Below are 26,111 nucleotides of genomic sequence, written 5' to 3'. Positions count from 1 at the left end.
TGGATCGGATCAATGCCTGGAAAAACAAGGGTCGCAAGTAGCCGATTTCGTCGCGAGTGCTGCGACCCTCACGCATATCAAACCGACGTCAAAGCCGGGTGCGATTCAACATCGCCCATTGCAGCAAAATAATCGTCTTGGAATCGGTGATTTCACCCGATGCGATCATCGCGAAGGCTTCGTCCAGCCCGTAGGTCAGAACTTCCAGATCCTCGCCTTCGGTTTCCAGCCCGCCGCCCTCGCCGGCCTGTACGTCGAGATCGATGCGGGCGACGAAGAGGCTGACTTTTTCCGTCAGTGTTCCCGGGCTGGCATACATGTCGAAGAGGTAGTCAACTTTCTCGACCGCATAGCCGGATTCCTCCATCGCCTCGCGGCGAATGGCGTCGGCGGCGTTGTCGTCGTCGAGAAGTCCCGCCGGCACTTCAATCATGAAGCTCTGATCGCCATTCACGAAGGCGGCGGGGCGGAACTGGCGCACCATCACCACACTGTCGCGTTTTTGATCGTAAAGCAGGATGGCGGCGGCGCTGCCATGGTCGTGAACTTCACGCACGATGCGGATCGTTTTGCCATCCGGCATGCGCTGGTCGAAAACGAGCTTCTGCATATGCACGAAGCCCTTCCAGACGGTTTCTTTTTCCACCAGCCGAATTCTGCCCGCATCCGTATCGGCCGGAATGTTCTTCGCTTGCGTCTGTGTCACCGGATATGTCCCTGCCTGTCGTGCAATTATCTGAGCCTGCCCCTGTTGCGGCGCAATATCAAGTCTCGCTGGTCTGATCTTCCCGGCGCAGCCACACCTTGTTGTCGTGGAAAGCCGCGCCGCCATAGGGGGCAACGGCATCGGCGCCGGTCAGCACGTTGATGCCCTCTCCGTCCAGATGCGCCTTGTTCGGCCACAGCCCTTCGGCGACCAGAACGCCGGATCTGGCGCCCTCCACGATTTTTGCATGGAGCCGCACGTCACCGCGGCCATTGCCGATGCGCACGATGTCGCCATCGGCAATATCGTTGCGGCTGGCGTCCTCGGGACAGATCATCAGTTCCGGACGGCCTTCCTTCTGCACGGAGGTTTTCGTTTCCGCGAAAGTGGAGTTCAGGAAGTTGCGCGCCGGCGATGTCGCCAGCCGGAAGGGATGATCCTGATCGGCCGTTTCGATAACGTCCACCTGATCCGGGAATTTTGGGAATTGCGAAACGGGGCCCATCACGCCGATATTTTTCGGCGGCCGGTTGGGAGAAGGCCCTGTCGCCCATTCGGGGCTGAAGCGGAATTTTCCGTCGCCATAACCGAAACCCTCGAGATAATGCGCCACCTCGAAAGAGGGCTGCGCATCGATCCATTTGTCTTCCGCCAGCGTGTCGAAATCGCCCCAGCCGCTGACTTTCAACATGCGGTCAACATGGTCGCGGGCCGAAAGGCCAAAGCCCGGCATATGGTCGATGCCGAGACGTTTCGCCAGTTCTTCGATAACGAAGAGATTGGTGCGCACCGTTTCGGGCGGCTCCACCAGTTTGGGGCCGAGCAGAATGTGGTTCTGGCCGCCGGCGCGGTAGATATCGTCATGTTCGAGGAACATGGTCGCGGGCAGCACGATATCGGCAACTTCAGCCGTCTCCGTCATGAACTGCTCATGCACGGCAACGAAAAGATCGTCGCGCAGGAAACCCTGCTTCACCAGCCGCTGCTCGGGTGCGACATTGACGGGATTGGTATTCTGGATGAGCAGCGCCGTCACCGGGCCACCATGACGCAGCGCTTCCGCGTCACCCGTCAGCACGCGGCCGATCTGCGACTGGTCGAGCTGGCGCACCTCAGGGTCGGCATAGGCCGTGCCCATCAACTCCGCCTTGTTGAGCCGGAAGATATCACCATTGTTATGAAAGGCGCCGCCGCCCTCATATTGCCAGGAGCCGAGAACCGTCGCGATAGACAGCGCAGCATGCATGGCGACCGCGCCGTTACGCTGGCGGGCAAAACCGTAACCCAGACGGAAGAAGGTCTTTTTTGTCGTCCCGACGAGCCTTGCGAAATCCTCGATCTCCTCGACGGAGAGACCGGTGATTTCAGACGCCCATTGCGGCGTTTTTGTCTTCAGATGCGCCTCCAGTCCGGCCGGATCGTCCGCAAACCGCGCCATGTAGTCGCGGTCGGCATAACCATCGCGGAAGGCGATGTGCATGATGGCGCAGGCAAGCGCGGCGTCCGTGCCCGGACGCACGACGATGCGCATATCCGCCTGTTTCATGGTCGGATTGTCGTAGATATCGACGACGACGATCTTCGCGCCGCGTTCCTTGCGGGCCTTGACCGCATGGGTCATGACATTGACCTGGGTGGCGACCGCATTGGTGCCCCAGATGACGACGACATCGGCTTTGGCGATCTCGCGCGGATCGGGACCACGCAGCGCGCCCGTGCCCATGACATAACCCGTCCAGGCCATGTTGGTGCAGATCGAACCGAAAAAGCCGGAATATTTCTTGGCATGGCGCAGGCGCTCGATGGAATCGCGCTGCACCTGCCCCATGGTTCCCGCGTAGAAATAGGGCCAGATGGCCTCCGCGCCGTGCCGGGCTTCCGCCTTGACGAAGGCGTCGGCGATCTCGTCCAGCGCCGCTTCCCAGGAAAGCTCCTGCCAGTCGCCAGCCCCCTTTGCGCCCTTGCGGCGCTTCGGGGTCAGCAAACGACCGGGATGATAGATACGTTCGGAGTAACGCGCCACCTTGGCGCAGATGACGCCGGCGGTGTACGTATTGGCATTGGCACCGCGCACACGGCCGATGCGGCCTTCGGCATTGATATCGACTTCCAGCGCGCAGGCGCTCGGACAGTCGTGCGGGCAGACCGTGTGGCCGATGCGGGTTTCGGCCTTCGGAGTGGCGTTTTTAGCGGAAATCGGGGTCGCAAGGTTCATGTCTTTTCTATATTGCATCAGCGATGCGGCAAAAAGGCCGAAGTGACGTCCATCAAGAATATTCATCCTGACCATCGGCAAGCGAGACAGATCCATGAACTACCGCCACATCTACCACGCCGGCAATTTCGCGGATGTTCTCAAACACGCTATTCTCGCGCGCCTCGTTCGCTACCTGCAGAACAAGGACAAGGCGTTTCGCGTGCTGGATACCCATGCTGGCATCGGCCTTTACGACCTGTCCTCGGAAGAGGCGCAAAAGACGGGCGAATGGCAGACGGGCATCGGCAAGCTGATGGAGGCCGATCTGCCGGCTCCCATCGCCGAATTGCTGGAACCCTATCTTTCCGCCGTCAGGGAGCTCAATCCGGATGGCGGCGTGCAATTCTACCCGGGTTCGCCGAAACTCGCGCGCATGCTGTTTCGCCCGCAGGACCGGCTTTCGGCGATGGAACTGCATCCGGACGACAGCCGGGCGCTCGCGCGCCTGTTCGAGGGCGATTATCAGGTGCGCGTCACCGAACTGGATGGATGGCTGTCGCTAGGCGCACATCTGCCGCCAAAGGAAAAGCGCGGCCTTATCCTCGTCGATCCGCCGTTCGAGCTGGAGAACGAATATCAGCGGCTCGCGGATGGCCTGAACAAGGCCTATCGGCGTTTTTCCACCGGCACCTATTGCCTGTGGTATCCGCTAAAAAAGGGTGCGCCGATCAAGGATTTTCACGAGCGGCTGCAATCCTTCGAGATTCCGAAGATGCTGTGCGCCGAGCTTTCCGTGAAAAGCGACCGGCTGGATGGCTTAAGCGGTTCCGGTCTCATCATCGTCAACCCGCCCTATACGCTGAAGGACGAGCTGCACACGCTGCTGCCATTCCTGAAAACAGTGATGGCGCAGGACCGGTACGCTTCGCACCGCGCCTTCTGGCTGCGCGGCGAGGAAAAGCCGGAGGAGGATTGAGGGCCTACCTCAGCCCTTCCCGTTTCTGCGCCTGCGCAAGCTGTGATCGCTCGAAGAACAGGATCACGAACAGGGCCATGATGAAGGGAATGATGAGGTAGAACAGCCGGAAGACGAGCAGCGCCGCAATCACGTCCGCCGGGTTCATATCCGGCAGGCCGGTGACGAAGACCAGTTCCAGCACGCCGAGCCCACCCGGCGCGTGCGAAATCAGCGCCGCCGAGAATGAAATCAGGAATATGCCGAGGATGATCATGAACCCCGGATTTCCCGCCTCTGGCAGCGCGAAATAGATGATGCCCGCCGCGCCGATCAGCTCGATCGGACCGATGACCAGCTGTTGCGCCACCAGTCTGGGCGCGGGATAGGGCAGGAAAAACGAGCGGATTTTCAGCGGTTTCAGCTTCAGGAGACTGCCGAGCACATAAAGACCGACAACGACAAGCAGCAGGATGCCGGTTGTCGTCGATGCCTCTACGGGCAGGATACCGGTAAAGCGTTCGGTAATGTCAGGCTCATAGACCAGCACCATGCCGATAAGCATGATCGTGCCGATGGTGAAGGTGAAAGAGCAAAGGGCGACGAGCACGCCAACTTCCCCGACACTCAGCCCCTTGGACGTATAGGCGCGATATCGCACCACGGCACCGGAAAAGACTGACGCGCCGACATTGTGGGAAAGCGCATAGGTGGTGAAAGAGGTAAGCGTGATGAAGAACCAGTTCACCTTGCGGCCGAGATGCTGGAGCGCAATACGGTCGTAACCGGCAAGGGCGGCATAGGCCACCAGCGTCGAGAGGCCGGAACACAGCCAGTCCCGCGTGCGAATTGCCATCAGGCTTTCCCACAGGTCATCAAGCGAGAGGCCGCGCAGCTCATGATAGAGCAGCCAGGCTGAAAAACCGATTGTCGCCAGACCAACGACGGGCCAGATGTATTTCTTCAATGTCATGCGGCCATGCCCGCCTATTTCCCCCAGCTTCACCCCAGCCCAACTTCCGTCTTTCGCGGAAGATTCGTCTGACTTTATTCGTTATGCGGCGAAGCTTTCAACCTTTTCATGGAAGATTGCCCGTTTGCCCCGTTCACAAATTTATGTAAGACCGATTTGTCGCCGACGGTGATATGAGGTCGTCCATTTTCGGGGGAACGTGCGCGGAATGAAGCGTTATGCGGGTTTCATCGCCTTGGGTCTTCTGTCGCTTGCAGCGCTTTGGTTTGCGCAGGAAAAACCCGCCCCGAGCAATTCATCAAATGGCTGGACCATCTATCCGCCGTCGCAACCGGCCGGGCGCTCCCAGCCGGACAATGCCCGGAACGACGCTGGCGGCAAATCTGCAGCCCGCGGAACCGGCTTCGATTTTTACGTTCTCTCCCTATCCTGGTCGCCGGCATTCTGCGCCAGTTCCGAAGGCTCCGGTAACCGCCAGCAATGCGGCAGCGACCGGCGTTACGGTTTCGTCGTGCATGGGCTTTGGCCGCAAAACGAGACTGGCTATCCCGAATTCTGCAAAAGCAGCGAACCGGACCGTGTGCCTGACGCGATCGGCCGTACCATGTTCGACATCATGCCTTCCATGGGCCTGATCGGCCACCAGTGGCGCAAACACGGCTCGTGCTCCGGCCTTTCGCAGAAGGACTATTTCTCGGCAACCCGGGCCGCCTTCGAGACGGTCAGGCTGCCGGAGAGGATTGCCTCGGGTGCCGGAGCGGCCAGCCTCTCTGCGGACGCAATAGAAACAGCCTTCACCGATGCCAATCCCGGCATGTCGAAACGCGGCGTCTCGATCAGCTGCGATGGAAAGCGCCTCGAGGAAGTCCGCATCTGCCTCAACAGGGACATGACATTCCGTGAGTGCCCCGAGCTGGACCGCAAGGGCTGCCGCGCCAGTGCGACAGAAATCGTTCCCATTCGCTAAGGCGGACCGGATGCGCCCTATTTCTTTATTTTACATATTTTCCAGACATAAAGCCGCTACGTAGTTTGTTGGACATACTCTAGTTACCCGACGTCAACCCATAGGACCCGACCATGGAACTGCTCTATTCGCCCGCCTCCCCCTACTCCGCCAAGGTGCGCATGGCCGCCCGCCATCTCGGCATCGACATCACCTCCGTGCGCGTCGACACCAATGCCGAGCCGGCAACGCTGATGGACAATAATCCGCTCGGCAAGATCCCGGTCCTGCTGCTGGATGATGGCGGTTCGGTCTATGACAGCGTGGCGATCATGCACTATCTGGATCGCCTTTCGGGCGGCAAGCTCTACCCGAAGAAGAATGGCAAGCGCACGGAAGTGGAAATTCTGGAGGCGCTTTGCGACGGCATCATGGATTGCCTGCTCGCCATCGTTTACGAGCGCCGTTTTCGCCCCGAAGACAAGATTCACCAGCCATGGATCGACAAGCAGTGGAAAAAGGTGGTGAAGGGCCTCGACCATCTGAATGCAAACCTGCCGAAAACCGGCAAGAAACTGCATGGCGGCCATTTCGCGCTTGCGGCGATGATCGGTTATCTCGATCTGCGTTTCGCCGGTGAATGGGCCGAAGGGCGAGATGCGCTGGCGCAGTGGCCCGAGACATTCGGCAAGCGTTTCGAAGCCTACGCCGAAATGAAGGCCGCCGCCTGACGCAGAAGCAAGACAGATGCCCGGCCTGATCGCCGGGCATTTATTCTGGGCACATGCCGCAGAAACAAAAAAGCCGGGGCGTAAACCCCGGCTTTTCCTTTACCGATCCGAGAAGGATCAGAACTTGACGCCGATACCGGCCTTGACGGAGTGATCGTCGAAACCACGCGAGAACGCGCCGGAGTCGAGACCGTAGTCCTTCTTCTGGTAGTCGCTGTAGCGATATTCCAGACGGGCGGTGATGTTGTCCGTAACCATGGCTTCAACACCGGCACCAACGGTGTAACCGAGGGCGGTGGCGCTGTCCTTGGAGGTCGCGTCACGAACCTTGTTGTCGGAGACAGCAAGACCGGCCGTACCATAGAGCAGGAACGGGTTCATGTCGTAACCAACGCGGCCACGCAGCGAGCCGTTGACGCCCTGCTTGCCTTCGACGGCGTTACCGGCAACCGTACCGGCGGAGCCCTTCTCGTCGCCCAGGTTCACGTCTGCTTCAGCACCGTAAACGATCTGGCCGCTCTGCATGTTGTAACCACCGTAGAGGCCGCCACCGAAGCCCTTGGCGTCACGGCCGTCATTGCTGGAGCTGAAACGGCCCCAGTCATAGTTGACCGTACCACCGAGGTAAGCGCCGGACCAATCCTTGACCGGTGCGGGCTGGTCGTAGGACACCGGTGCCTGGGGCACTTCGTTTACGGCGTCAGCGGCGTGAGCAGCCGAGAAGCCGGCGGCTGCCATGGTCGAAGCCATAAGGGTTGCTACGAAAATACGCATGCTATTCTCCTTTCAGGACCGCTCTGCACTCAAAACATTGTTTTCAGACGCGGTGTAAAAATCGTCGGGTTAATCGCCCCTCTGGAAACTGAACTTGATGGGAGAATGCGGAGATCAAAGAGCCAAAATGTGAATTGTTTGGGGCAGAGACGTGACTAGAATTAGACGTTGCCTAATTGCCACAAGGGTTTTATTAACCCTAACAGAAGCCTAATCAGCAATAGATTGGCTTTAAACTTAGTTATATTCAAATTAAACCGAAATTGCATTGTGAATAAAAAATCGCCCAATTCTTTTGGGGCCGACGGACAGCTTGCGATTTGCATTTATATCCAGCAAATAGGGCTGAGATGAGCAAATGCAGGTCCGCCGTGAAAGAAAATATACCGAAGACAGTCTTGATAACCGGAGCCGCCCGAAGGCTTGGGCGGGCGATCGCCACGGATTTGGCCGCCCACGGCTTTGCAATCGCCGTCCATGCCAATGCCTCGATGGCTGAAGCCGAGGAATTCGCTAACGAAATAAGGCAAAACGGTGGCAAAGCCCTCGCCGTTCAGGCGGATCTGACACAATCTGCGCCGACAATGGCGCTTGTCGAACAGGCATCTTCCGCGCTCGGCCCCATCGGCGTCGTCGTCAATAATGCGTCCGTTTTCCTCAACGATTCGGCTGAGGCTCCCGATCCGGCGGTCTTCGATGCGCATTTTGCCGTGCATGTCAGGGCCCCTTCCCTCATCGCGGCCGCCTTCATCGAACAATTGCCACAGGATAAATCCGGGCTGATCGTCAATATCATCGACCAGCGCGTGCTTGCGCTCACGCCGCGTTTTTACTCCTACACGCTTTCGAAATCCGCCCTTTGGACCGCGACGCGGACGATGGCGCAGAGCTTTGCACCACGCGTCCGGGTCAATGCCATCGGACCGGGTCCCACCTTCAAAAGCGAAAGACAGGCGCCGGAGGACTTTCAGGCGCAGATCGACGGCCTTATATTAAAGCGTGGTCCTGCCGCAGATGAGTTCGGGCGGACGATTCGCTTTCTTTTCGACACGCCGTCGGTCACCGGACAAATGATCGCGCTCGACGGCGGCCAGCACCTTGGCTGGGAAACCCCTGATGTGGCGGAGATTAATGAATGAACGGAAAGAAGCTGCCTGATGGCGGTATTCTCTTCGATGAAACCGACGACGAAGACGACGATGCAAGCCTTGCCGTAACAGAAGCGGCCGAGGCTCCGCGCGACGTTGCCGGCATGGACTGGAATGCGGGCTGGAAGAATGAATCCGGCCTGAAGGGCATGGACCTCATCGGCGAATTCGTCAAACACCTGCCGAATTCGCCGGGTGTCTACCGCATGTTCAACGAGGCGGGCGACGTGCTTTATGTCGGCAAGGCGCGCTCGCTGAAGAAGCGCGTCGGCAACTATGCGCAGGGCCGTGTCCATTCCAACCGCATCGCCCAGATGGTGCGTTTCACCACCCATATGGAATTCGTCACCACCCGCACGGAGACTGAGGCGCTTCTGCTTGAAGCCAACCTCATCAAGCGCTTGCGGCCGCGCTTTAACGTGCTTTTGCGTGACGACAAGTCCTTTCCCTATATTCTCATTACCGCCGACAACCGCGCACCGGCGATCTTCAAGCATCGCGGTGCGCGGGCGCGCAAGGGCGATTATTTCGGACCCTTCGCGTCGGCCGGCGCAGTCGGCCGAACGATCAATTCTCTGCAGCGCGCCTTCCTGATCCGCACCTGTACCGACAGTGTTTTCGAAACGCGCACACGTCCCTGTCTTCTCTACCAGATCAAGCGCTGTTCCGGCCCCTGTACGCATGAGATCAGCGATCAGGGGTATGCGGAACTCGTCAAGGAAGCCAAGGATTTCCTGTCCGGCAAAAGCCAGAGCGTCAAGACCGCGATTGCACGGCAGATGAACGAGGCGGCCGAGGATCTCGATTTCGAGCGCGCCGCCGTCTATCGCGACCGGCTGGCCGCACTTTCCCATGTCCAGAGCCATCAGGGCATCAACCCCGCCGGCATCGAGGAAGCGGATGTCTTCGCCATTCATCACGAAGGCGGCATTTCCTGCATTCAGGTGTTCTTTTTCCGCACCGGTCAGAACTGGGGCAACCGCGCCTATTTCCCGAAGGCGGACCCATCGCTGCCCGGCTCGGAAATCCTCAATGCGTTCCTTGCGCAGTTCTACGACGACAAACCGGTACCGAAACAGATCCTGCTTTCCGAAACCGTGGAGGAACAGGAACTTCTGGCGGCTGCCCTTGGTGAAAAAGCGGGACACAAGGTGACGATCAGCGTGCCGCAGCGCGGCGAGAAGAAGGACATTACCGACCATGTTCTTGCCAATGCGCGCGAGGCGCATGGCCGCAAGCTGGCCGAAACCTCGTCCCAGGCGCGGCTGCTGAAGGGTTTTGCGGAAACCTTCAACCTTCCCTATGTGCCGCGCCGGATCGAGATTTACGATAACTCGCATATCATGGGCACCAATGCCGTGGGCGGCATGGTGGTGGCGGGGCCGGAAGGTTTCGTGAAGAACCAGTATCGCAAGTTCAACATCAAATCGACCGACATCACCCCGGGCGACGACTTCGGCATGATGCGCGAGGTGATGACCCGCCGCTTTTCGCGCCTGTTGAAGGAAGAGGGCAAGCCCGACCGCGGGCAGACGCAGACGCCAACGCCGGAGGAAGCCGCCGACATGCCCTTCCCCACCTGGCCGGATGTGATCCTGATCGACGGCGGTCAGGGCCAGATGACGGCGGTGCGGGCCATCCTTGATGAACTCGACATACGCGACAGCGTGATCGCCATCGGTGTCGCCAAGGGTGTGGACCGCGATGCGGGCCGCGAGCGTTTCTTCGCGGATGGGCGCAGCGATTTTTCCCTGCCGCCACGGGATCCCGTGCTCTATTTCATTCAACGCATGCGTGATGAGGCGCACCGTTTCGCCATCGGCTCACACCGGGCGCGGCGCAAGAAGGAAATGGTGCGCAATCCGCTGGATGAAATTTCGGGGATCGGCCCCGGACGCAAGCGCTCGCTTCTGCAGCATTTCGGCACGGCGAAGGCGGTTTCCCGCGCAGGCCTCAACGATCTGATGAACGTCACCGGCATTTCAGAAGCGGTGGCGCGGCAAATCTACAATCACTTCCATGAGAGCAGTGGCGATTGAAGGCGCGGTATCGCAACGAACTGCTAAAAAAACATAATAACGTGTTGACCCTATGCGTCAGGGGCGGCATCAAGGCAGCTTATCCAGACTGACAGGTTTCCCATGGCTTCGCGCGCATATAACATTCCCAATCTTCTCACCTATGCCCGCATTCTGGCGGTTCCTGTCATCGTTTTGTGTTTTTACGTCGAAGGAAAGCTGGAAAGCTCGGATTTCGCGCGCTGGACGGCTCTCTGGCTGTTCATCATCGCCTCGCTGACCGATTTTCTCGATGGTTATCTGGCGCGTATCTGGAACCAGACCTCCAATATCGGCCGCATGCTGGACCCCATTGCCGACAAGCTGCTGGTGGCCTCGGTGCTGCTCCTGATGGCCGCTGACGGCACCATTGCCGGCTGGTCGCTCTGGGCCGCCATTACCATTCTCTGCCGCGAAATTCTGGTCTCTGGCCTGCGCGAATATCTGGCGGCGTTGAAGGTCAGCGTTCCCGTCACCCGCATCGCCAAGTGGAAGACCACCATCCAGATGGTGGCCATCGCCTTTCTTCTCGCTGGCCCTGCGGGCGACAAGGTTCTGCCCTACACGACCGAGATGGGGATTACGCTTCTCTGGCTCGCGGCAGCGCTGACCATGTATACCGGCTACGACTACTTCAAGGCGGGCCTCAAGCACATCGTGGACGAAGAATGATGGCACGGATCGTTTATTTCGCCTGGGTTCGCGAAAAGATCGGTACGGCCGAGGAGGAGCTGGACATCCCCTCCTCCGTCACCACGGCCGGTGAGCTGATCGCCTATCTTGCGACCCGTGGCGAAAACTACGAAGCCGCCTTCGAATTTCCGGATGTGATCCGCGTTGCGGTCAATCAGGAACATGTCGAGCATGACGAGAGTATTGCCGGCGCGCGCGAGATCGGCATTTTCCCGCCAATGACCGGGGGATGAGCGGATGCAGCCAGCCGTCAAGCCGACGATCCGCGTGCAACGCGAAGACTTCGATGCTGGGGAAGAAACCCGCAGGCTGACGGAAGGCGACGGGAGCATCGGCGCGGTGGTGGCCTTTACCGGGCTTTGCCGTGACGATGGCGGCACGCTGGCAGCGCTGGAGCTTGAACATTATCCCGGCATGGCCGAAGCGGAAATGACCCGTATCGCCGATCTCGCCATCGAGCGTTTCGCCCTTCTCGGTCTCACTGCCATCCATCGCCACGGCAAGATTGCTGCCGGCGAAAATATCGTCCTCGTCATCGCCGCAGCCCGGCATCGGCAGGCCGCCTTCGACGGCGCCAATTTCGTGATGGACTACCTCAAGACATCCGCCCCGTTCTGGAAAAAGGAACATGGCAAGGATGGAACGACGGGCGATTGGATCGCGGCGAAGGCGACGGATGACACGGCCAAGGACAAGTGGCGGTGACGCTTCGTCGTTTTCGCATTTCCGGACGGAAAACTGGCGTCGACTTCTCCTCGGAATGCTCTAGGGCGCTTCCACCCTGCTGCGCATGACGATCAGCCAACCGACCAGAAGCGTCAGAACGGCCGCATCCCGCCAGATGACAGGCCCGTAACCAACCCACAGGGTTTCGGCAAAACCGACGGCAGCGGCCCCGAGCGCGCAGACGAGCGGGCTGGCATAACCGCCCGCCGCCGAAATGAGTACGACCTTCAGGCCGAATACCAGCCCGGCGCCGAAATCCATTGTGCCGTAATAAAAGGTCGCCAATACGCCGGCGATTGCGGCGATAAGGCCCGCCGCGCAATAGGACAGCAGGAATATTCTGCCCGCATTCACCCCGCAGAGCGAGGCGGCGAAAGCATCGTCCGACACCGCCTTCCAGCGTCTGCCAAAGCCGGAACGCCGCAAATAGAAATAGCCTGCGAGAACGAGCAGGCAGAAAACAGCCGTATTCAGCATCTGCATCGGCGTCAGGGTAACGGCAAAATCGCCCTCAGCCCAGAAATGCACCGGTTCGGACAAAAGCGGCGGCAGCCATAATTGCCGGGTGCCGGCGGCGAGTCTGGCGCTTTCGGTGAGCGCGATCAGCACGCCGATGGAGGCGACCGTCACCGCATTGGGAGAGGCTTTCGCCAGCGGCCGCATCACCGCCCTGCCGATGAAGGCCGCCGCCCAAAGCCCACCGAAGAGACCCATCCCCGCCCCAAGGGCAAGGGTTGCGGGCAGGACCAGCCACAGCCGGTTCCAGCCGAAATCGGCAAATAGCAGGCAGGTCTGGCCCGCGAAGGCGAAAATCGCGCCATAGGTGACATCCGCCCGTCGGGTGATCGAAAAGGCGATCGCGTAGCCGAAGGCCAGAACCGCATAAAGCGAGGCGACCGGCACGGCATTCAGCAATTGTTGCAGGAAATAGGCCAAGCGCGTCCTCCCATCATTATTATAACTGTTAAAATACGTTTTGATAGTTATAATATGCGCCATGACCTTTCGCTGGACAGCTCATCGTTTCGCAGGCGGCGCATTGGCACTTGATGTCGCCAACAGCATCATCTTGCGTTCCGACGCGGCAAAATCGATCGACCGTTTTGCCACGCAGGAGCAGATCGTTGCCTTTGCCGAAGCCGCGATACGTCTCAGCGCAGAGCGAGGCAGATTTCCCGCGCTCATCGCCCCCGAAGCGGAAAAGCGGCCGGTTTTTCTCGGTCTGCGGGAAGCTATTGACGGCTATTTCCGTTCTTCGATCGCCATTGGCGATAATGATGACGGCAGGCTGGCGGAGCTTCTTTTCGCCTGCGGCGCGGCATTACGGTCGTTTCCGTCCGCCACGAGCCTCGGCAATGCGACCGCCCATTCCGCCCTGTCGCTGCTGGCAGTAGAGACGCAGGAGCGGCTGAAGATTTGCGGCAATTGCGGCTGGCTCTTCATTGACCGCAGCAAGAACAGAAGCCGGATCTGGTGCGACATGGCGGTGTGCGGCAACCGACAGAAGGCCAGCCGGCACTATCATCGGAAGAAGGAGGCAGAGGAATGAAAGGAATTGCCGTTTCATTGCTGGCGATTGCGGCGACGCTGGCCCTCTCCGGTTGCCAGCGGGATGAGCCGCGCGATGTCGCGAGGGTTTCGGGCCGTATGTTCGTCTTCAACTATCGGGTGGCGATTGCGACCTATCTGGTAACCCTGCAACGCGTTGCGCCCATCCGCGACGGCAGTACGGTGGAGGCGACCTTCGAAAACCCCCGAGGCGGCGCTGAGTTGACGACCCGGGAGAAGATTTTCCCGATGGATGAAAAGATTGCCATTCAAAGCCCGCCGGTCGAATGCGTGAAACAGGACCGGCCCTACAAGGTCACCATCCGCATCAAGGGGCCGGAAGGCGATATTCTGCAGACGATAGAGACGACGATCCGCTCCGACACGGACCAGTCGCTTCTTCCGGCCAAGCCGCTGGTGGTCGGGCCGCTCTATACGCCCAATCCAGAGGTGTTCAAACCTGATGGCACGATGGATATGCGGCCGGTCGAGGGGTGCCCCGCCTCCTGAACAAATAAAAAAACGGAGCCCTTCGGCTCCGTTTCATAGAGTCTTTTCAGCGGCTTCACATAATCACCTGAGAGGGCGATTCAAGCCGTTGATATTTTGAATCAGCCGACGATTTCGGTTTCAGCGAACCAGTAGGCGATTTCCTGTGCGGCGGTTTCCGGAGCGTCGGAACCGTGAACGGAGTTTTCGCCGATGGAGAGCGCAAACGTCTTGCGGATGGTGCCTTCCGCAGCCTGGGCCGGGTTGGTGGCGCCCATGATTTCGCGGTTCTTGAGGATGGCGTTTTCGCCTTCCAGAACCTGTACGATGGTCGGGCCGGAGGTCATGCCTTCAACGAGTTCGCCGAAGAAGGGACGCTCCTTGTGAACGGCGTAGAAGCCTTCGGCTTCGCGCTTGCTCATCCAGACGCGCTTGGAGGCGACGACGCGCAGGCCGTTGTCTTCAAATACCTTGGTGATCGCGCCCGTCAGGTTACGCTTGGTTGCGTCCGGCTTGATCATCGAAAATGTGCGTTCAATCGCCATGTGTCCGTTTCCTTTTCCTTCAGAGAAAGTGGGCGGTCTTTACCCGCCCAAACTCCCGAAAACAAGGGGGTTCACCCATATTGCAGCGATGAGAACAGACATTTCACGCCGCTGTCACACTGCGGCCTCTCGCATCGTAGAGATCGAGGCAACCTTCGAACCAGTCGCGGACCGGATCGTTTTCGGAAAACAAATCCGCCCCGGTGGTGATCCTTGCCCATTGCAGCGCGCCGAAAACGATGTAATCCGCAAATAGCGGCGATGTGCCGCCAATGAAGGGCTGGAAGCTCAGCATACGGCGGATTGGCGCCAGCAGGAGCGGAAAGGCAGCGATCTCCGCCTCGCGGTTCGCCACCACATCCTCCAGCGGCCGTCCCAGCGCCTTCGTCCGGCTGTCACGGAAATAACGGCGATCCGGCTCGTCCAGCATGTCGTGGATATCGAGCACGGCAATGCGGACGATGGCCGGGTGAAGCTGGGTCTGCGACCAGCTTTCAACAAAACGCGCCATTGCCTTGCCGCCCTCCCCGTTGAAAAGCGACGGGCGCTCCGGATAGGCATCATCGAGATAAAGGGCGATTTCAAAGCTGTCGCTCACCAGCTGGTCGCCATCACGAAGGATCGGCACCGTCTTCGAAAAACCATCCTCCACGGTGGGTATCACCGTGAATGGCAAAGGGCGTTCCTCGAAATCCAGTCCCTTATGCGCCAGCGAAAGCACTGTTTTCCAGCAATGGGGAGAAAACGGCCGGGAGCTGTCACTTCCGCAAAGCGAATACAAGGTTCTGGAGGTCGTCATAGGCTGCACCCTCTTCTGTACTATCGGAGAGGCGATATAAGAACGGCCGTCGCCTGAAATCAAATCAGGATTTGTCATGTTATCGATCAAAAGCCGTTTGCGACGGACGACCTTCGCCACGCCGCAGTTTATGCTTGAAGAAGGCGAAAATCTCTCGCGAGTTTAGGCTATTTTAAACCGTCGCGTGTATAAGTAACCCCACTCGGAAACCGACTATTTCGGCGAATTCGTAAATACGATCTCTTTGGGGCTGACCGTGACGACATCTGCTGGCGATAAAAAACGCGAACAGTCCAGAAACGGTCTTGTCGTTACCAGGATCACGCAATTCATCGCCAAGATGAACATTGCGCCGCTGCCCCGCAATTATGAACTGATCTATGAAATATTGTCCGGACATAATCCGGCGATGGGGCGCGATATTCTGGCACTTGGCAACGCGCCGCAACAGCATGAAATCGACATTGTCGGTCAGAGACACAATCTGCCCGGTTTCTCCCGGATCGAGGCGGAACAGATGGCGACAGAGGCATTCGAAACCCTCAAGCAGATTTCCGCGCGGCTGGAGGCCGGCCTGCAGCGGACTGAAACATTCGTCACCAGCCTTACCGATGAAGACCGGCATGAGCCACCGTCACTGGAGCGGCTTGCGCAATTGATGGGCGACATTCACGAGGAACAGACCAGCCTCAAACATTTCGTCTCCATGGGCGTGATGAAAATCCGCGAGGTCGAAAAACGCCGGGCCGAGCTTCAGGCGAATTCCCTGCGTGACGCCCTGACGGCGCTTCCCAACAGGGCGGCATTCTTTGAAAAACTCGGGGATCTCTATGCGGGCGATCAGGCGGCGTCCGCCACCTCGCTGGTGCTGCTCAACATTGATCGCTTCCGCGAAATCAACGGCAAATACGGCCCCACCGCCGGTAACAAGGCGCTTCGACGGCTCGCCGCGCTCTTCCGCAAGACGATCAAGAAGGACGATTTCGTGGCCCGCATCGGCGGCAATGAATTCGCCTTCCTGTTTGCCGGCGTCTCGCAAAATACGGCCGAAGCGATTGCCGAGCGGTTGCGGCAAAACGTGGCGGCCCTGCGCTTCGTAACCAGCGAGGGCGAAGGCGAACATCTGACGGTATCGATCGGGGTTGCGGCAGTGGACGGCACGACGACGCCCGCCGAGTTTTTCAGCCATGCCGAACTCGCCCTGCTCTCCGCCCGCTGCGGCATGCGCAATTGCGTCACCGGCTACTCCCGCGACGTGGCGCAGCACAGCCGCAGCAGCTATCTGGCGCAGCTGGGCTGTTGACGCTGCATTCTGATGTGGTGTGGCGCGGGCGCTCTTGCCTTGGCCACGCAGTTCAGCCAAAACGGCGCCATGATTACGATTACCGATCTTTCCGCACGCATCGCCGGGCGCCTGCTTCTTGACCATGCCAGCGTGACGCTTCCCGCGGGCGTGAAGGCGGGCCTCGTTGGCCGCAACGGCGCCGGCAAATCCACCCTGTTCCGGGTCATCACCGGCGATTTTTCGGCAGAAAGCGGTTCGGTAATGATCCCGAAACAGGCGCGCATCGGCCAAGTGGCACAGGAAGCACCGGGAACGGAAGAATCGCTGATTTCCATCGTGCTTTCCGCCGACAAGGAACGAAGCGCGCTGCTGGCCGAGGCGGAAACAGCAACCGATCCCCACCGGATCGCCGAAATCCAGATGCGGCTCGTCGATATCGACGCCCATTCGGCGGAGGCCCGCGCGTCGAGCATTCTTGCCGGCCTCGGTTTCGATCACGAGGCTCAGCTTCGCCCCGCCTCCTCCTTCTCTGGCGGCTGGCGCATGCGCGTGGCGCTTGCCTCCGTGCTGTTTGCTGAACCGGACCTTTTGCTGCTTGACGAGCCGACCAACTATCTCGACCTCGAAGGCACGCTCTGGCTGGAAGACTATATCCGCCGTTATCCGCATACCGTCATCATCATCAGCCACGACCGCGATCTTCTGAACAACGCCGTCAACTCCATCGTGCATCTGGATCAGAAGAAGCTGACCTTCTATCGCGGCGGTTACGACCAGTTCGAGCGGCAGAAGGCCGAGGCCGACGAATTGCAGATGAAGGCCAAGGTCAAGAACGACGCTGCGCGCAAACATCTGCAAAGCTTCATTGACCGTTTTCGCGCCAAGGCCACCAAGGCGCGCCAGGCGCAAAGCCGCATCAAGGCGCTGGAGCGCATGGGCACCGTCGCCGCCGTGATCGAGGATCATGTCCAGCCGATCACATTTCCCGAACCGGAAAAGCAGCCGGCATCACCCATCGTCGCCATCAATGGCGGCGCTGTGGGTTACGAGCCGGGCAAATCGATCCTGAAACAGCTCAATCTGCGGATCGACAATGACGACCGCATCGCGCTGCTCGGCTCAAACGGCAACGGCAAATCGACCTTTGCAAAATTCATCTCCGGCCGGCTTGCCCCGCAGGCGGGTGATCTCCGGGTCGCGCCCGGCCTGAAGATCGGCTTTTTCGCGCAGCACCAGCTGGATGACCTCGTGCCGGATGAAACGCCGGTCGAACATGTGCGCAAGCTGATGCCGCTGGCGCCGGAGGCCCAGGTGCGGTCACGGGTGGCGCAGATGGGCCTTGCGACGGAGAAGATGGCGACGGCGGCAAAGGACCTGTCGGGCGGCGAAAAGGCCCGGCTGCTGATGGGGCTTGCGGCCTTTCATGCGCCCAACCTGCTCATCCTCGACGAGCCGACCAACCATCTCGACATTGACAGCCGCCGGGCGCTGATCGAGGCGCTGAACGATTATAACGGCGCCGTCATCCTGATCTCGCACGACCGGCATCTTATCGAGGCGACGGTGGATCGCCTGTGGCTTGTGGCCGACGGCACGGTCAAAACCTTCGAAGGTGATATGGAGGAATATCGCGATCTCGTCGTTTCCTCCGGCAAGAAGAAGGAAGACAAGGTCGAGGCCGCCGCCGATCAGGCATCGAAAGCCGACCAGCGTAAGGCCAATGCGGAAAAGCGCGCCCAGCTCGCCCCGCTCAAGAAAAAGATCAATGAAATCGAATCCCTGACGGCGAAGCTTGAGAAAATGATTCAGGCGCTCGACACGGAACTGGCGGACCCTGCCCTGTATGAAAAAGCGCCCGCCAAGGCCGCGCAGAAGGTGAAAGAGCGTGGCGAAGCCGCCGCCAAACTTTCCGATGCGGAAGAGCAATGGCTGCTGCTTTCCGGCGAATATGAGGAAGCAATGGCGGGCTGATGCGCGACGGCGCGGCGCTGGCGTGCAGAACGGCGGCTTCCTGCGAAGCCGCCGGATCCATATTGACGATGCTTATTTCGCGCCGATGGCGGTGAGGCCTTCGCGGGCGCATTCGGCATCAATGGCGCCCGACGGTGCGCCGCCGACGCCGATACCGCCAACCAGGGCTTCACCGATCTTGATCGGCAGGCCGCCAGCCTGAATGACCAGACGCTCATCCATGGTCCGCAGACCTTCATTGGCAGGCTTGGAAGCGATGAAGTCGGCAATCTCGCCAATGTCACGGCCAAGCGATGCGGCCGCAAAGGCCTTGCCGGTTGCGCTGGAGACCGTATGCGGGCCGGAACCGTCGGCCTTCAGCGTCACCTTGGTGGCACCGTCACGGGCGACAATGGTGACGGTGACGGCGCTGCCCTTTGCGGTGCAGGCCTGAAGCGCTGCCTTGGCTGCCTTCTCCGCCATTTCGAGCGGCAGATAGGGCGCGGTCGGCAAGGACTGTGCGAAGGCTGCCGAAGGGGCAATCAGAAGCGAAGCGATAAAAAGGTTACGGAGCATGGAAAGGTCCTCTTGCGTGGTGAGGACTGCACCCTAGTCGCAAGGCGCCCAGCCGCGAATCCGTAAGACTGGCCGGCCAGTCGGTAGTTCTACCGATCCGCGTCTAGCGGTCCCCGCCGCCTTCCAGCCACAGCCTTGTCATTTCCGCCTGAGATGTGGTTCCGAGCTTGAGGCCGATGGCGGCGCGGTGGCTGTCGACCGTGCGCGGCGACAGGCCAAGCCCATCGGCAATCTGGCGGGTGGTAAATCCGAGCGCGATGCGTTCGAGTATCTCCCGCTCACGGGCTGTCAGCAGCGACAACAGCGCCACGGTCTCGGCCTGCTGCGCCTTTGCATCCAGCGTCCGGGCAAGCGTCTGGTGCGCCTTCTGGATCGCGTCGATCAGATCCTGCTCATCCACGGGCTTGGAGAGGAAATCCACCGCGCCGTTGCGAAAGGCACGGCGGCAGGCATCGATATTGCCATGGCCGGAAATGATGATGACCGGCCAGTCGACACCTTCCTGCAACAGCTTTTCCTGCAGCTTCAAGCCGGTGATCGCCGGCATGCGGATGTCGAGGATGAGGCAGCCCGGCTCGAGGCTCGGCAATTGCCCGAGAAAAACCATGGGATCGGCAAAGCCCCTCGCCTTGATGCCAACGGTGGACAACAGGAGGATCAGCGCCTTGCGCACCGCCGCATCGTCATCAACAAGATAGACGGGCAACGTCATGGTCTATGTGCCTCCGCCATGGGCAGGACGACCCGGAAAACGGCACCCTTTTCACCATCGAGATAAAGGATTTCACCGTTGGCGCGCTCCACCAGCCTTTGGCTGAGCGCAAGTCCCAGTCCCATGCCGTTGTTTTTGGTGGTCGCGAAAGGCGTGAACAGCCGGTCGCGTAGTTCCGGCGCGACACCGGGGCCATTGTCAGTGACTTCCAGCACCGCAAAATCGCCCTGCCGGCTTAGACTGGCAGTGACTACGCCTCTCACCTCCGAGCTACCGAGAGAATCGAGGGCGTTGCGCAGGAGATTGAACATCACCTGCTCGATTTCCACCGGGTCAACTCTCACGGCAAGCGGCACGTCCGGCACGGCGATATCGATAACCACATGCTGACGCGCCGCCTCACCGGCCAGCAGCGCATTGACATTGCGTAGCGCCACGCGCAGGTCATGCGCCATCGCCGGCTGGCGGTGCGGCAGAGACCAGTTGCGGAAGCGGTCGAGCATGTTGGAAGCGCATCGCGCCTGCTCGACCATGTCATCCAGAGCCCCGGAAAGTGTTGCCAGGTCATGACGGGCAAGAAGCCGGCGGCCGGCCTGCGCCTGCGCCAATATCGCCGTCAGGGGCTGGGTCAGTTCATGTGCAAGGCCACTGGCCATCTCGCCCAGCGCATTGACGCGCGACGCATGGGTGAGCCTTGCTTCCATGCCGCTCAGTTCGGCCCGCCTTTCGGCGACCCGCATGCGCGTCCTCTGCCTTGCCATCACGATGCCGAGGAGGAAAATGACACTGGCGCCCGTCACCCCCGCCAGCAGAGCCCGGCCGGGTAAAAGGTCCCGCCAGGTGATGGACAGGGCAACCTCCAGAAGCAGCGGCTGGCTGGCGCTGCTCAGCTGCCGGACATATTGCGGTTTTTCAGTCGGCTCCTGCGGACCGAACAGCACTGTACCATCCGGCATTTTCAGCCGGATCACGGCCTGTTTCGACGACCAGAATGGCGCATCGGAGGCCAAAAGTCCCGCACTGTCCACGGCAAGCACCAGCACTTTCGACGCCGTCTCGCTGTTGGGGCTGCGTTTGACGATCATATAGTGCCCGGGCCTGAATGCGCTCGCCAGCAATGCGGGCCGGCCGGTAAAGACCGATGCCGCCTTGCGGATCGCCGTCGCCAGTTCATCTTCGAGCGGCCGGGTACCGATGGCAGGACTTTCGCCGTTGAGGGAAACCAGCTGGACTTCGTCGATACGCGGGTAAAATTGCAGGATCGGCGCCGCCACTTCGAGCAGCAGGCTGTGGTTGGCACCCTGCTCCGCCTGCACCACCGCCGAAAGCGCGGTCACATGGGCGTCGTGCTGGTCCGCGCGGCGCGAGGCTTCAGCCTGCAGGGCATCGCTCTGCCGCTCCAGTTCGCCAAGCAGGCTCACATATTGATAAGCCGCCAGGGCGGAAATGACCGCCACCATAAAAAGCGCCCAGACCAGCAGCGTCCTGAGCAAGGACCGTGCGGCCGGCAGGCGCGGGTCGCCCGGCATGCCCTGGCGACCGGACGCAGCACCAGCGACAATGCGCAGGAATGGGCTGGCGCCCGTTGCCCGCGCGGACGCCGTCTCTGGCAAAGGTTTGCCGGGTCTGTCGTTCCCAGCGTCGTTGTTTTCAAACATGCGTTCGCTCGCGTGACCGGAAAACACGGTCGGACCATGGGTTCGTTGAAGAACTTCCTCAGCACAGACCAGGGCAACATTCAATCCGCAGGACGCCGAATTTCATTTGACAGGACTAGGCGCATTCCCTGCGCGGCTGCAATCGCTCAAGCGGCACGGCAGGTGAATAGAGATAACCCTGGCCGAAACGGATGCCCATCTGCATGAGAAGCCTGCTCTGCTCCTCCGTTTCGATGCCTTCCGTCACCAGCTTGGCGCCGTAACGCTCGGCGCTTTCGAAGGCGAGCGCGATGGCCTCCCTGAACCTTGACTGGTCGAGCCGGGAGGTCATCCAGTGATCGATCTTAACCTCCTCGAAGGGGAACCTCGCCAGCAGGGTGAGTGCGGCGTAACCCGTGCCGAAATCATCCAGCGACAGCCGTACGCCGGCAGCGCTCAGCCTGTCGAAATTCTGCTGCACGATGTCCGTGGTGGGTATCCTGCTCATCTCCGTCACCTCGATCGACAGGCGATGCGCCGGCACCGCCATTTTGTCCAGAAGCGCCACGACCCGGTCTGCGAAACGCGGCGAGGCAAAGGACGAGGCGGAAATATTCACCGCCAGATGAAAATCCGGATCGAGGCTATGCAGGTCGGCGAGATCGCGGACAACGGCTTCGATCGTCGACCACTCGAACTCCACAAGCAGCCGGTGGCGCTCGGCGATCTCCAGCACATAATAGGGCGAGAGCGGCTGTCCGCGCACATCCACCGCCCGCAAAAGGGCCTCCGCGCCAATCATGCGGCGATTATGCATTTCAAATTTCGGCTGATAATAGATCGGCGGCTCGCCGGATTTGATCCAGCTGACCAGCATCTGCCGCACCCCTTCGTCCCTTGTCGCTTTCTCGGCGAAAGAAAAGGGGAAAATCTGCACCGGGTTTTCGCCTCCCTTCAGCGCCAGACTGAGATGCCGGAGGAAGGAGGCGACATTCTGCCGGGAAAGCATATCGAGGTTGGCGGCACCGATTTTCAGATACGGAGCCGGTCCCGCCCCCGTCGACCTGGAAAATGCGCTCAGCCCATCGTGGAGACGCATCATCAATCTCGTCCCTTCCGACTTTTCGAGCGCAATTCCCCGCAGGACGACGGCAAGCGTGGTATCGCCGAACATGAAGCTGCGTGGCGCGTTTGATTTCGACAGCAGCCCGTTGTCATCGTCGCAGATCTCCTGCGCCAGCCTCGGCCAGAAAAGATCGCCCCAATCTTCGCCCTCACAGGCGGCGACATCGGCGATATTGACGATTTCGATCAGCACGAGAGCGTGCGGAACGGCTGGGTCGAGCCGCGTCGCGGTTTCGATATAATCCTTGAGGGCGCGCCTGTTGGGCAGGCCTGTCAATGAATCCGTACGGGCCGCAGCGTCGCGTTTCCTGACCTCGTCCCGCGCCCGCGCCTCACTGCGCAACACCAGAAACAGGCAGGCGATCATGGGTAGACCGACGACCGAGCCGAAGATGCGCCGCCCGACATTACTCAGAAAAACATCCTGGCTTATCATGCTGAGACTGTAGGTCACACAAACAGCAAGCAATGCCGCGCAAATCCTGATCGCGAATACGCCAACGACTTCCCGAACACCGAGTTCGGTGAGACTGCGCCTGCGCATCCAGCCATACATCATGATCCCGAAAGCCGAGATGATGCTCATATCCAGAAATGCGGCCCCAAAGAGTGCAGGACCCCCGAACAGGAAACGCCCTGCCGAGATAAGTGTCAGACTTATCAAGCCGCCCTGCCATGAACCCAATACCCCTGCCAAGAACAAGAGGTCGGAGCGGATGTAGGGCTTGGAGGGCAACTTGATGAACTCGGAAACCAGCAGCGTCAGAAGAAAGCCGGCCGCTCCGAAGACAATGCCATAGTAGATTTTATAGCGCGTGTCATCGAGAGCTATGTTTCGCCGCAGGAGGATGAGCACCGACACCATGCCGACGACGGCGGCGGCCTGGAGCAGCAGAAATGGAAGCTCGGCGGCGGATGCCGCCGCCTGGGTGGCGATCAATTCCATCATCTGCATATCCCCCGGTCTTTATTGTTATGGCGCCGGCGTTCCGGCACTTGGCCTTCACAAATCCCGCCTTTGGCGGGACCATATTCAAATACACCGCAGACCGATCCGGCCGGCCTATGTTACCGGGGCGGTTTCGGCACCGGCGAAGCCTTTCGGGCCCGCAATCGCCCCACTATGCCCGGTGGCCAGAACCAACCGGTCACGGCCCTGACGCTTCGCCTCGTAAAGCGCAACATCTGCCCGGTTCAACATTTCCGATGTTATTTCCCTGCCATCGATCGAAACTGCTATTCCCAGACTGACGGTGACGATGGCGAGCCCGTCGGGACGGCTCGGATGCCTTATGGCCCCGTCGGACACGGCCAGTCTCAGCCTTTCCCCGACGGCAAGTGCTGCGGGCGCGGCGCAATTGTCGAGCAAAACCACGAATTCCTCGCCGCCATAACGCGCGACGAAACTTCTGTCGTCATCATCCTTGCGGAGCGCTCCGCGCAGTCTGCCGGCAATCATTCGCAGACAATCATCACCCGCCACATGCCCCTCTGAATCATTGTAATTCTTGAAATAGTCGACATCGAGAAGGATGAGCGCCCGTGGCCTGCCGCCATTGCCGGAAGCGTTGTCCGCCGCCTCGTCAAAACTGCGACGGTTGCGGATTCCGGTCAGCTGATCGGTATGCGAAAGCTGCTTAAGCTCATGATTGGCATTTTGAATACGTTGCAGCAGCGTCTTTTCACGTAGTGACGCCAGATAATCCCGCCGATCAACTTCTTCGATGCGATAGGCCGCGAATAATGAAACAATGCTGATGCCGACCGAACACATGATCGCCGGCATTTTGGCCACCTCGCTCGTCACCGTCACATATTGCATGCCGATGATGAAAACGGCCATGCATCCGACCGTTCCCATAGCGGCACACTGAAACGGTCCACGATGGATCGTATTCATGTAAAGAACGACCGTGACGATGCCCATGTAATATTCGCTCGCCGCCGCGGTCTGCGCATTAGCATATATGAACATCAGCGATCCGACGACGATAACACAACCCAGCGCGTGAAGCGCTTCATGGGTGATCGCATCGGGTCGTAACCGTACCGCATAATAGCGCGCGGGAAAATAAAGGAACAGGAGCGGCGTGATAATGAACAACCGCACGACGAGATCCAGCCAGATGATCTCGGGCACCAGCGTCATGTCGACGAATATGTACAGATTATAGAGGAGGATGCCGAAAACCAATCCATATGTATTGAATTGACGATTGCTTTCGTTGACTTTCTGAACGAAGCCGGACGAACGGTCATCCTCAAATAAAAATAACATACACTTGCTCTTTTGAATCTATTAAAGAGAAATCTAAAATTCATAAAGTCATCATCGAATATTTACTGAATATACATTAAACCACATCCATTCAAAACAAAAAATCAAAACTTCATATTTCGAGATAATATTTGCAAAACTCGGAAATAATACAATATAAATGCGCAATAACTGCTATTTTTGCTGCAAGTGTAACGAACCGAAAAAACACTGATCCTGCGAGGCCGATCACCTTGCTCCTTTGATTGTTTCTGCTAAAAACTTGTAAAGTCACACTTTATCCCATGACGTAATCAAACAGGTTCCAGTCCATGTCAGCCACCAAGCTTGCCATTGTCGGCGTCGGCAAAATCGTTCGCGACCAGCATCTTCCAGCCATTGCAGGCAATCCGGATTTCGAATTGATCGCCACGGCGAGCCGCCACGGCACGGTGGATGGCGTGGCTTCCTACGGCACCATCGAGGCGATGCTGGAAGCCGTTGCGCAGATCGAGGCGGTATCGCTGTGCATGCCGCCGCAATATCGTTACGAGGCCGCCTATGCCGCGCTGAATGCGGGCAAGCATGTCTTTCTTGAAAAGCCGCCGGGTGCGACCCTTTCGGAGGTTCAGGACCTTGTCCGCCTTGCGGATTCCAAAGGCCTCTCGCTGTTTGCAAGCTGGCACTCGCGTTATGCGCCAGCGGTGGAAGCCGCAAAGGCGTTTCTCGCCTCGACGACAATCGACAATGTACATGTGATCTGGAAAGAGGATGTGCGCCACTGGCACCCGAACCAGGCATGGATCTGGCAGGCGGGCGGTCTCGGCGTGTTCGACCCCGGCATCAATGCGCTGTCGATCATCACCCACATCCTGCCGCGCGCGCTGTTCCTGACCAAGGCCACCCTTGAGTTCCCGGAGAACCGTGACGCGCCCATCGCCGCCGACCTGCATTTTTCGGACGTGACGAAAATGCCGGTGCACGCCGAATTCGACTGGCGCCAGACCGGCAAGCAAAGCTGGGATATCGTTGCCGAAACCGCGGCCGGACGGATGGTTCTGTCGGAAGGCGGCGCGAAGCTTTCGATCAACGGCGAAGAAAAACTGTCGCAGCCGGAACGGGAATATCCGGCGCTTTACGAGCGCTTCGCGGAGATCATCAAGGCCGGCCGCTCTGACGTCGACCTTGCACCGCTAACCCATGTGGCTGACGCCTTCCTGCTCGGCCGCCACAAATTCGTGGATTCCTTCTACGACTGAGAAGGCCAAGGGGTTGCCGGAAG

At 59.4% G+C, this 26,111-nt stretch carries 25 protein-coding genes; 13 read left to right on the top strand and 12 right to left on the bottom strand.

Annotated elements, in window-relative coordinates:
• Positions 1–88 precede the first annotated feature (88 nt).
• Together AC1ROR_RS02865 and AC1ROR_RS02860 are read right to left on the bottom strand one after the other, a co-directional pair.
• Entirely contained in the window at positions 89–706 is a 618-nt protein-coding gene (locus AC1ROR_RS02865) for an NUDIX domain-containing protein (protein WP_035217876.1), read from the bottom strand.
• A 58-nt stretch (positions 707–764) separates the two neighbouring features.
• On the bottom strand, positions 765–2,987 hold the full coding sequence (locus AC1ROR_RS02860) for a molybdopterin-containing oxidoreductase family protein (protein WP_498589161.1): 2,223 nt from the start codon (positions 2,985–2,987) through the stop codon (positions 765–767).
• A gap of 28 nt (positions 2,988–3,015) precedes the next feature.
• Here AC1ROR_RS02860 and AC1ROR_RS02855 point away from each other — a divergent pair, with 28 nt between their 5' ends.
• Complete coding sequence (locus AC1ROR_RS02855; protein WP_498588557.1) at positions 3,016–3,879, top strand: 23S rRNA (adenine(2030)-N(6))-methyltransferase RlmJ; 864 nt, start codon at positions 3,016–3,018, stop codon at positions 3,877–3,879.
• A 4-nt stretch (positions 3,880–3,883) separates the two neighbouring features.
• Here AC1ROR_RS02855 and AC1ROR_RS02850 read toward each other — a convergent pair whose 3' ends face one another.
• Positions 3,884–4,831, bottom strand: coding sequence for a lysylphosphatidylglycerol synthase domain-containing protein (locus AC1ROR_RS02850; protein WP_498588556.1), 948 nt, complete (start codon positions 4,829–4,831; stop codon positions 3,884–3,886).
• A 208-nt stretch (positions 4,832–5,039) separates the two neighbouring features.
• Between AC1ROR_RS02850 and AC1ROR_RS02845 the strand changes: the two genes are divergently transcribed.
• Both AC1ROR_RS02845 and AC1ROR_RS02840 read left to right on the top strand, forming a co-directional pair.
• Positions 5,040–5,798, top strand: coding sequence for a ribonuclease T2 family protein (locus tag AC1ROR_RS02845; RefSeq protein WP_498588555.1), 759 nt, complete (start codon positions 5,040–5,042; stop codon positions 5,796–5,798).
• Positions 5,799–5,911: 113 nt separating this feature from the next.
• Positions 5,912–6,508, top strand: coding sequence for a glutathione S-transferase (locus AC1ROR_RS02840; RefSeq protein WP_035217884.1), 597 nt, complete (start codon positions 5,912–5,914; stop codon positions 6,506–6,508).
• A gap of 117 nt (positions 6,509–6,625) precedes the next feature.
• Here the strand turns inward: AC1ROR_RS02840 and AC1ROR_RS02835 are convergent, their stop codons facing one another.
• A complete protein-coding gene (locus AC1ROR_RS02835; RefSeq protein WP_035217887.1) occupies positions 6,626–7,282 on the bottom strand; it encodes an outer membrane protein in 657 nt (218 codons plus the stop codon).
• Between the two features lie 350 nt (positions 7,283–7,632).
• Between AC1ROR_RS02835 and AC1ROR_RS02830 the strand changes: the two genes are divergently transcribed.
• The 5 genes from AC1ROR_RS02830 to AC1ROR_RS02810 all read left to right on the top strand — a co-directional run bounded on the left by AC1ROR_RS02830 (position 7,633) and on the right by AC1ROR_RS02810 (position 11,885).
• Entirely contained in the window at positions 7,633–8,421 is a 789-nt protein-coding gene (locus tag AC1ROR_RS02830) for an SDR family oxidoreductase (protein ID WP_498588554.1), read from the top strand.
• Entirely contained in the window at positions 8,418–10,469 is a 2,052-nt protein-coding gene (gene uvrC / locus AC1ROR_RS02825; RefSeq protein ID WP_498588553.1) for an excinuclease ABC subunit UvrC, read from the top strand. The genes AC1ROR_RS02830 and uvrC overlap by 4 nt, the downstream gene beginning before the upstream one ends.
• 102 nt (positions 10,470–10,571) lie before the next feature.
• Positions 10,572–11,159 carry a CDP-diacylglycerol--glycerol-3-phosphate 3-phosphatidyltransferase gene (gene pgsA, locus AC1ROR_RS02820; RefSeq protein ID WP_045015850.1) on the top strand — a complete coding sequence of 196 codons (588 nt, stop codon included), beginning with the start codon at positions 10,572–10,574 and terminating at the stop codon, positions 11,157–11,159.
• Positions 11,159–11,413, top strand: coding sequence for a molybdopterin converting factor subunit 1 (gene moaD / locus AC1ROR_RS02815; protein ID WP_082184077.1), 255 nt, complete (start codon positions 11,159–11,161; stop codon positions 11,411–11,413). The genes pgsA and moaD overlap by 1 nt, the downstream gene beginning before the upstream one ends.
• A gap of 4 nt (positions 11,414–11,417) precedes the next feature.
• Complete coding sequence (locus AC1ROR_RS02810; protein WP_035217904.1) at positions 11,418–11,885, top strand: molybdenum cofactor biosynthesis protein MoaE; 468 nt, start codon at positions 11,418–11,420, stop codon at positions 11,883–11,885.
• A 60-nt stretch (positions 11,886–11,945) separates the two neighbouring features.
• On the opposite strand, the gene AC1ROR_RS02805 is transcribed toward AC1ROR_RS02810, so the two are convergent.
• A complete protein-coding gene (locus tag AC1ROR_RS02805) occupies positions 11,946–12,842 on the bottom strand; it encodes a branched-chain amino acid ABC transporter permease (RefSeq protein WP_498588552.1) in 897 nt (298 codons plus the stop codon).
• A 61-nt stretch (positions 12,843–12,903) separates the two neighbouring features.
• Between AC1ROR_RS02805 and AC1ROR_RS02800 the strand changes: the two genes are divergently transcribed.
• Together AC1ROR_RS02800 and AC1ROR_RS02795 are read left to right on the top strand one after the other, a co-directional pair.
• Positions 12,904–13,455, top strand: coding sequence for a CGNR zinc finger domain-containing protein (locus AC1ROR_RS02800; RefSeq protein ID WP_498588551.1), 552 nt, complete (start codon positions 12,904–12,906; stop codon positions 13,453–13,455).
• Complete coding sequence (locus AC1ROR_RS02795; RefSeq protein ID WP_498588550.1) at positions 13,452–13,964, top strand: hypothetical protein; 513 nt, start codon at positions 13,452–13,454, stop codon at positions 13,962–13,964. The genes AC1ROR_RS02800 and AC1ROR_RS02795 overlap by 4 nt, the downstream gene beginning before the upstream one ends.
• Before the next feature lie 101 nt (positions 13,965–14,065).
• On the opposite strand, the gene ndk is transcribed toward AC1ROR_RS02795, so the two are convergent.
• Both ndk and AC1ROR_RS02785 read right to left on the bottom strand, forming a co-directional pair.
• On the bottom strand, positions 14,066–14,488 hold the full coding sequence (gene ndk, locus AC1ROR_RS02790; protein WP_003496769.1) for a nucleoside-diphosphate kinase: 423 nt from the start codon (positions 14,486–14,488) through the stop codon (positions 14,066–14,068).
• Positions 14,489–14,591: 103 nt separating this feature from the next.
• The gene (locus AC1ROR_RS02785; protein ID WP_080836585.1) at positions 14,592–15,287 is read right to left on the bottom strand and encodes a glutathione S-transferase family protein; all 696 of its coding nucleotides are present in this window, start codon (positions 15,285–15,287) and stop codon (positions 14,592–14,594) included.
• 256 nt (positions 15,288–15,543) lie between these two features.
• Here AC1ROR_RS02785 and AC1ROR_RS02780 point away from each other — a divergent pair, with 256 nt between their 5' ends.
• Complete coding sequence (locus tag AC1ROR_RS02780) at positions 15,544–16,590, top strand: GGDEF domain-containing protein (protein WP_498588549.1); 1,047 nt, start codon at positions 15,544–15,546, stop codon at positions 16,588–16,590.
• 69 nt (positions 16,591–16,659) lie between these two features.
• Positions 16,660–18,543: an ABC-F family ATP-binding cassette domain-containing protein gene (locus tag AC1ROR_RS02775; protein WP_498588548.1), complete on the top strand. Its 1,884-nt coding sequence runs from the start codon at positions 16,660–16,662 to the stop codon at positions 18,541–18,543.
• 72 nt (positions 18,544–18,615) lie between these two features.
• On the opposite strand, the gene AC1ROR_RS02770 is transcribed toward AC1ROR_RS02775, so the two are convergent.
• The 5 genes from AC1ROR_RS02770 to AC1ROR_RS02750 all read right to left on the bottom strand — a co-directional run bounded on the left by AC1ROR_RS02770 (position 18,616) and on the right by AC1ROR_RS02750 (position 24,850).
• The gene (locus AC1ROR_RS02770) at positions 18,616–19,098 is read right to left on the bottom strand and encodes a GlcG/HbpS family heme-binding protein (RefSeq protein ID WP_080834068.1); all 483 of its coding nucleotides are present in this window, start codon (positions 19,096–19,098) and stop codon (positions 18,616–18,618) included.
• Positions 19,099–19,201: 103 nt separating this feature from the next.
• Positions 19,202–19,810 carry a response regulator transcription factor gene (locus AC1ROR_RS02765; RefSeq protein WP_035217923.1) on the bottom strand — a complete coding sequence of 203 codons (609 nt, stop codon included), beginning with the start codon at positions 19,808–19,810 and terminating at the stop codon, positions 19,202–19,204.
• Positions 19,807–21,468 (bottom strand): sensor histidine kinase, encoded by a 1,662-nt coding sequence (locus tag AC1ROR_RS02760; protein ID WP_498588547.1) that lies wholly within the window; start codon positions 21,466–21,468, stop codon positions 19,807–19,809. The genes AC1ROR_RS02765 and AC1ROR_RS02760 overlap by 4 nt, the downstream gene beginning before the upstream one ends.
• 115 nt (positions 21,469–21,583) lie before the next feature.
• Positions 21,584–23,521: an EAL domain-containing protein gene (locus AC1ROR_RS02755; protein ID WP_498588546.1), complete on the bottom strand. Its 1,938-nt coding sequence runs from the start codon at positions 23,519–23,521 to the stop codon at positions 21,584–21,586.
• Positions 23,522–23,635: 114 nt separating this feature from the next.
• The gene (locus tag AC1ROR_RS02750) at positions 23,636–24,850 is read right to left on the bottom strand and encodes a GGDEF domain-containing protein (RefSeq protein WP_498588545.1); all 1,215 of its coding nucleotides are present in this window, start codon (positions 24,848–24,850) and stop codon (positions 23,636–23,638) included.
• Positions 24,851–25,161: 311 nt separating this feature from the next.
• Here AC1ROR_RS02750 and AC1ROR_RS02745 point away from each other — a divergent pair, with 311 nt between their 5' ends.
• On the top strand, positions 25,162–26,088 hold the full coding sequence (locus tag AC1ROR_RS02745; RefSeq protein WP_142169845.1) for a Gfo/Idh/MocA family protein: 927 nt from the start codon (positions 25,162–25,164) through the stop codon (positions 26,086–26,088).
• Positions 26,089–26,111: the final 23 nt, after the last annotated feature.

The organism is Agrobacterium sp. GW821-FHT14E08, assembly GCF_058803865.1.
Note: the sequence above shows the minus strand (reverse complement) of the source record. Positions and strands in the feature narration are given on the sequence as shown.

What these genes read in the sequence shown, in the direction of transcription:
- AC1ROR_RS02860 (WP_498589161.1), bottom strand. Translation starts at nt 2,987, where the DNA reads ATGAATATTCTTGATGGACGTCACTTCGGCCTTTTTGCCGCATCGCTG.
- AC1ROR_RS02855 (WP_498588557.1), top strand. Translation starts at nt 3,016, where the DNA reads ATGAACTACCGCCACATCTACCACGCCGGCAATTTCGCGGATGTTCTC.
- AC1ROR_RS02850 (WP_498588556.1), bottom strand. Translation starts at nt 4,831, where the DNA reads ATGACATTGAAGAAATACATCTGGCCCGTCGTTGGTCTGGCGACAATC.
- AC1ROR_RS02845 (WP_498588555.1), top strand. Translation starts at nt 5,040, where the DNA reads ATGAAGCGTTATGCGGGTTTCATCGCCTTGGGTCTTCTGTCGCTTGCA.
- AC1ROR_RS02840 (WP_035217884.1), top strand. Translation starts at nt 5,912, where the DNA reads ATGGAACTGCTCTATTCGCCCGCCTCCCCCTACTCCGCCAAGGTGCGC.
- AC1ROR_RS02835 (WP_035217887.1), bottom strand. Translation starts at nt 7,282, where the DNA reads ATGCGTATTTTCGTAGCAACCCTTATGGCTTCGACCATGGCAGCCGCC.
- AC1ROR_RS02830 (WP_498588554.1), top strand. Translation starts at nt 7,633, where the DNA reads ATGAGCAAATGCAGGTCCGCCGTGAAAGAAAATATACCGAAGACAGTC.
- uvrC (WP_498588553.1), top strand. Translation starts at nt 8,418, where the DNA reads ATGAACGGAAAGAAGCTGCCTGATGGCGGTATTCTCTTCGATGAAACC.
- pgsA (WP_045015850.1), top strand. Translation starts at nt 10,572, where the DNA reads ATGGCTTCGCGCGCATATAACATTCCCAATCTTCTCACCTATGCCCGC.
- moaD (WP_082184077.1), top strand. Translation starts at nt 11,159, where the DNA reads ATGGCACGGATCGTTTATTTCGCCTGGGTTCGCGAAAAGATCGGTACG.
- AC1ROR_RS02810 (WP_035217904.1), top strand. Translation starts at nt 11,418, where the DNA reads ATGCAGCCAGCCGTCAAGCCGACGATCCGCGTGCAACGCGAAGACTTC.
- AC1ROR_RS02800 (WP_498588551.1), top strand. Translation starts at nt 12,904, where the DNA reads ATGACCTTTCGCTGGACAGCTCATCGTTTCGCAGGCGGCGCATTGGCA.
- AC1ROR_RS02795 (WP_498588550.1), top strand. Translation starts at nt 13,452, where the DNA reads ATGAAAGGAATTGCCGTTTCATTGCTGGCGATTGCGGCGACGCTGGCC.
- ndk (WP_003496769.1), bottom strand. Translation starts at nt 14,488, where the DNA reads ATGGCGATTGAACGCACATTTTCGATGATCAAGCCGGACGCAACCAAG.
- AC1ROR_RS02785 (WP_080836585.1), bottom strand. Translation starts at nt 15,287, where the DNA reads ATGACGACCTCCAGAACCTTGTATTCGCTTTGCGGAAGTGACAGCTCC.
- AC1ROR_RS02775 (WP_498588548.1), top strand. Translation starts at nt 16,660, where the DNA reads ATGATTACGATTACCGATCTTTCCGCACGCATCGCCGGGCGCCTGCTT.
- AC1ROR_RS02770 (WP_080834068.1), bottom strand. Translation starts at nt 19,098, where the DNA reads ATGCTCCGTAACCTTTTTATCGCTTCGCTTCTGATTGCCCCTTCGGCA.
- AC1ROR_RS02765 (WP_035217923.1), bottom strand. Translation starts at nt 19,810, where the DNA reads ATGACGTTGCCCGTCTATCTTGTTGATGACGATGCGGCGGTGCGCAAG.
- AC1ROR_RS02760 (WP_498588547.1), bottom strand. Translation starts at nt 21,468, where the DNA reads ATGTTTGAAAACAACGACGCTGGGAACGACAGACCCGGCAAACCTTTG.
- AC1ROR_RS02755 (WP_498588546.1), bottom strand. Translation starts at nt 23,521, where the DNA reads ATGATGGAATTGATCGCCACCCAGGCGGCGGCATCCGCCGCCGAGCTT.
- AC1ROR_RS02750 (WP_498588545.1), bottom strand. Translation starts at nt 24,850, where the DNA reads ATGTTATTTTTATTTGAGGATGACCGTTCGTCCGGCTTCGTTCAGAAA.
- AC1ROR_RS02745 (WP_142169845.1), top strand. Translation starts at nt 25,162, where the DNA reads ATGTCAGCCACCAAGCTTGCCATTGTCGGCGTCGGCAAAATCGTTCGC.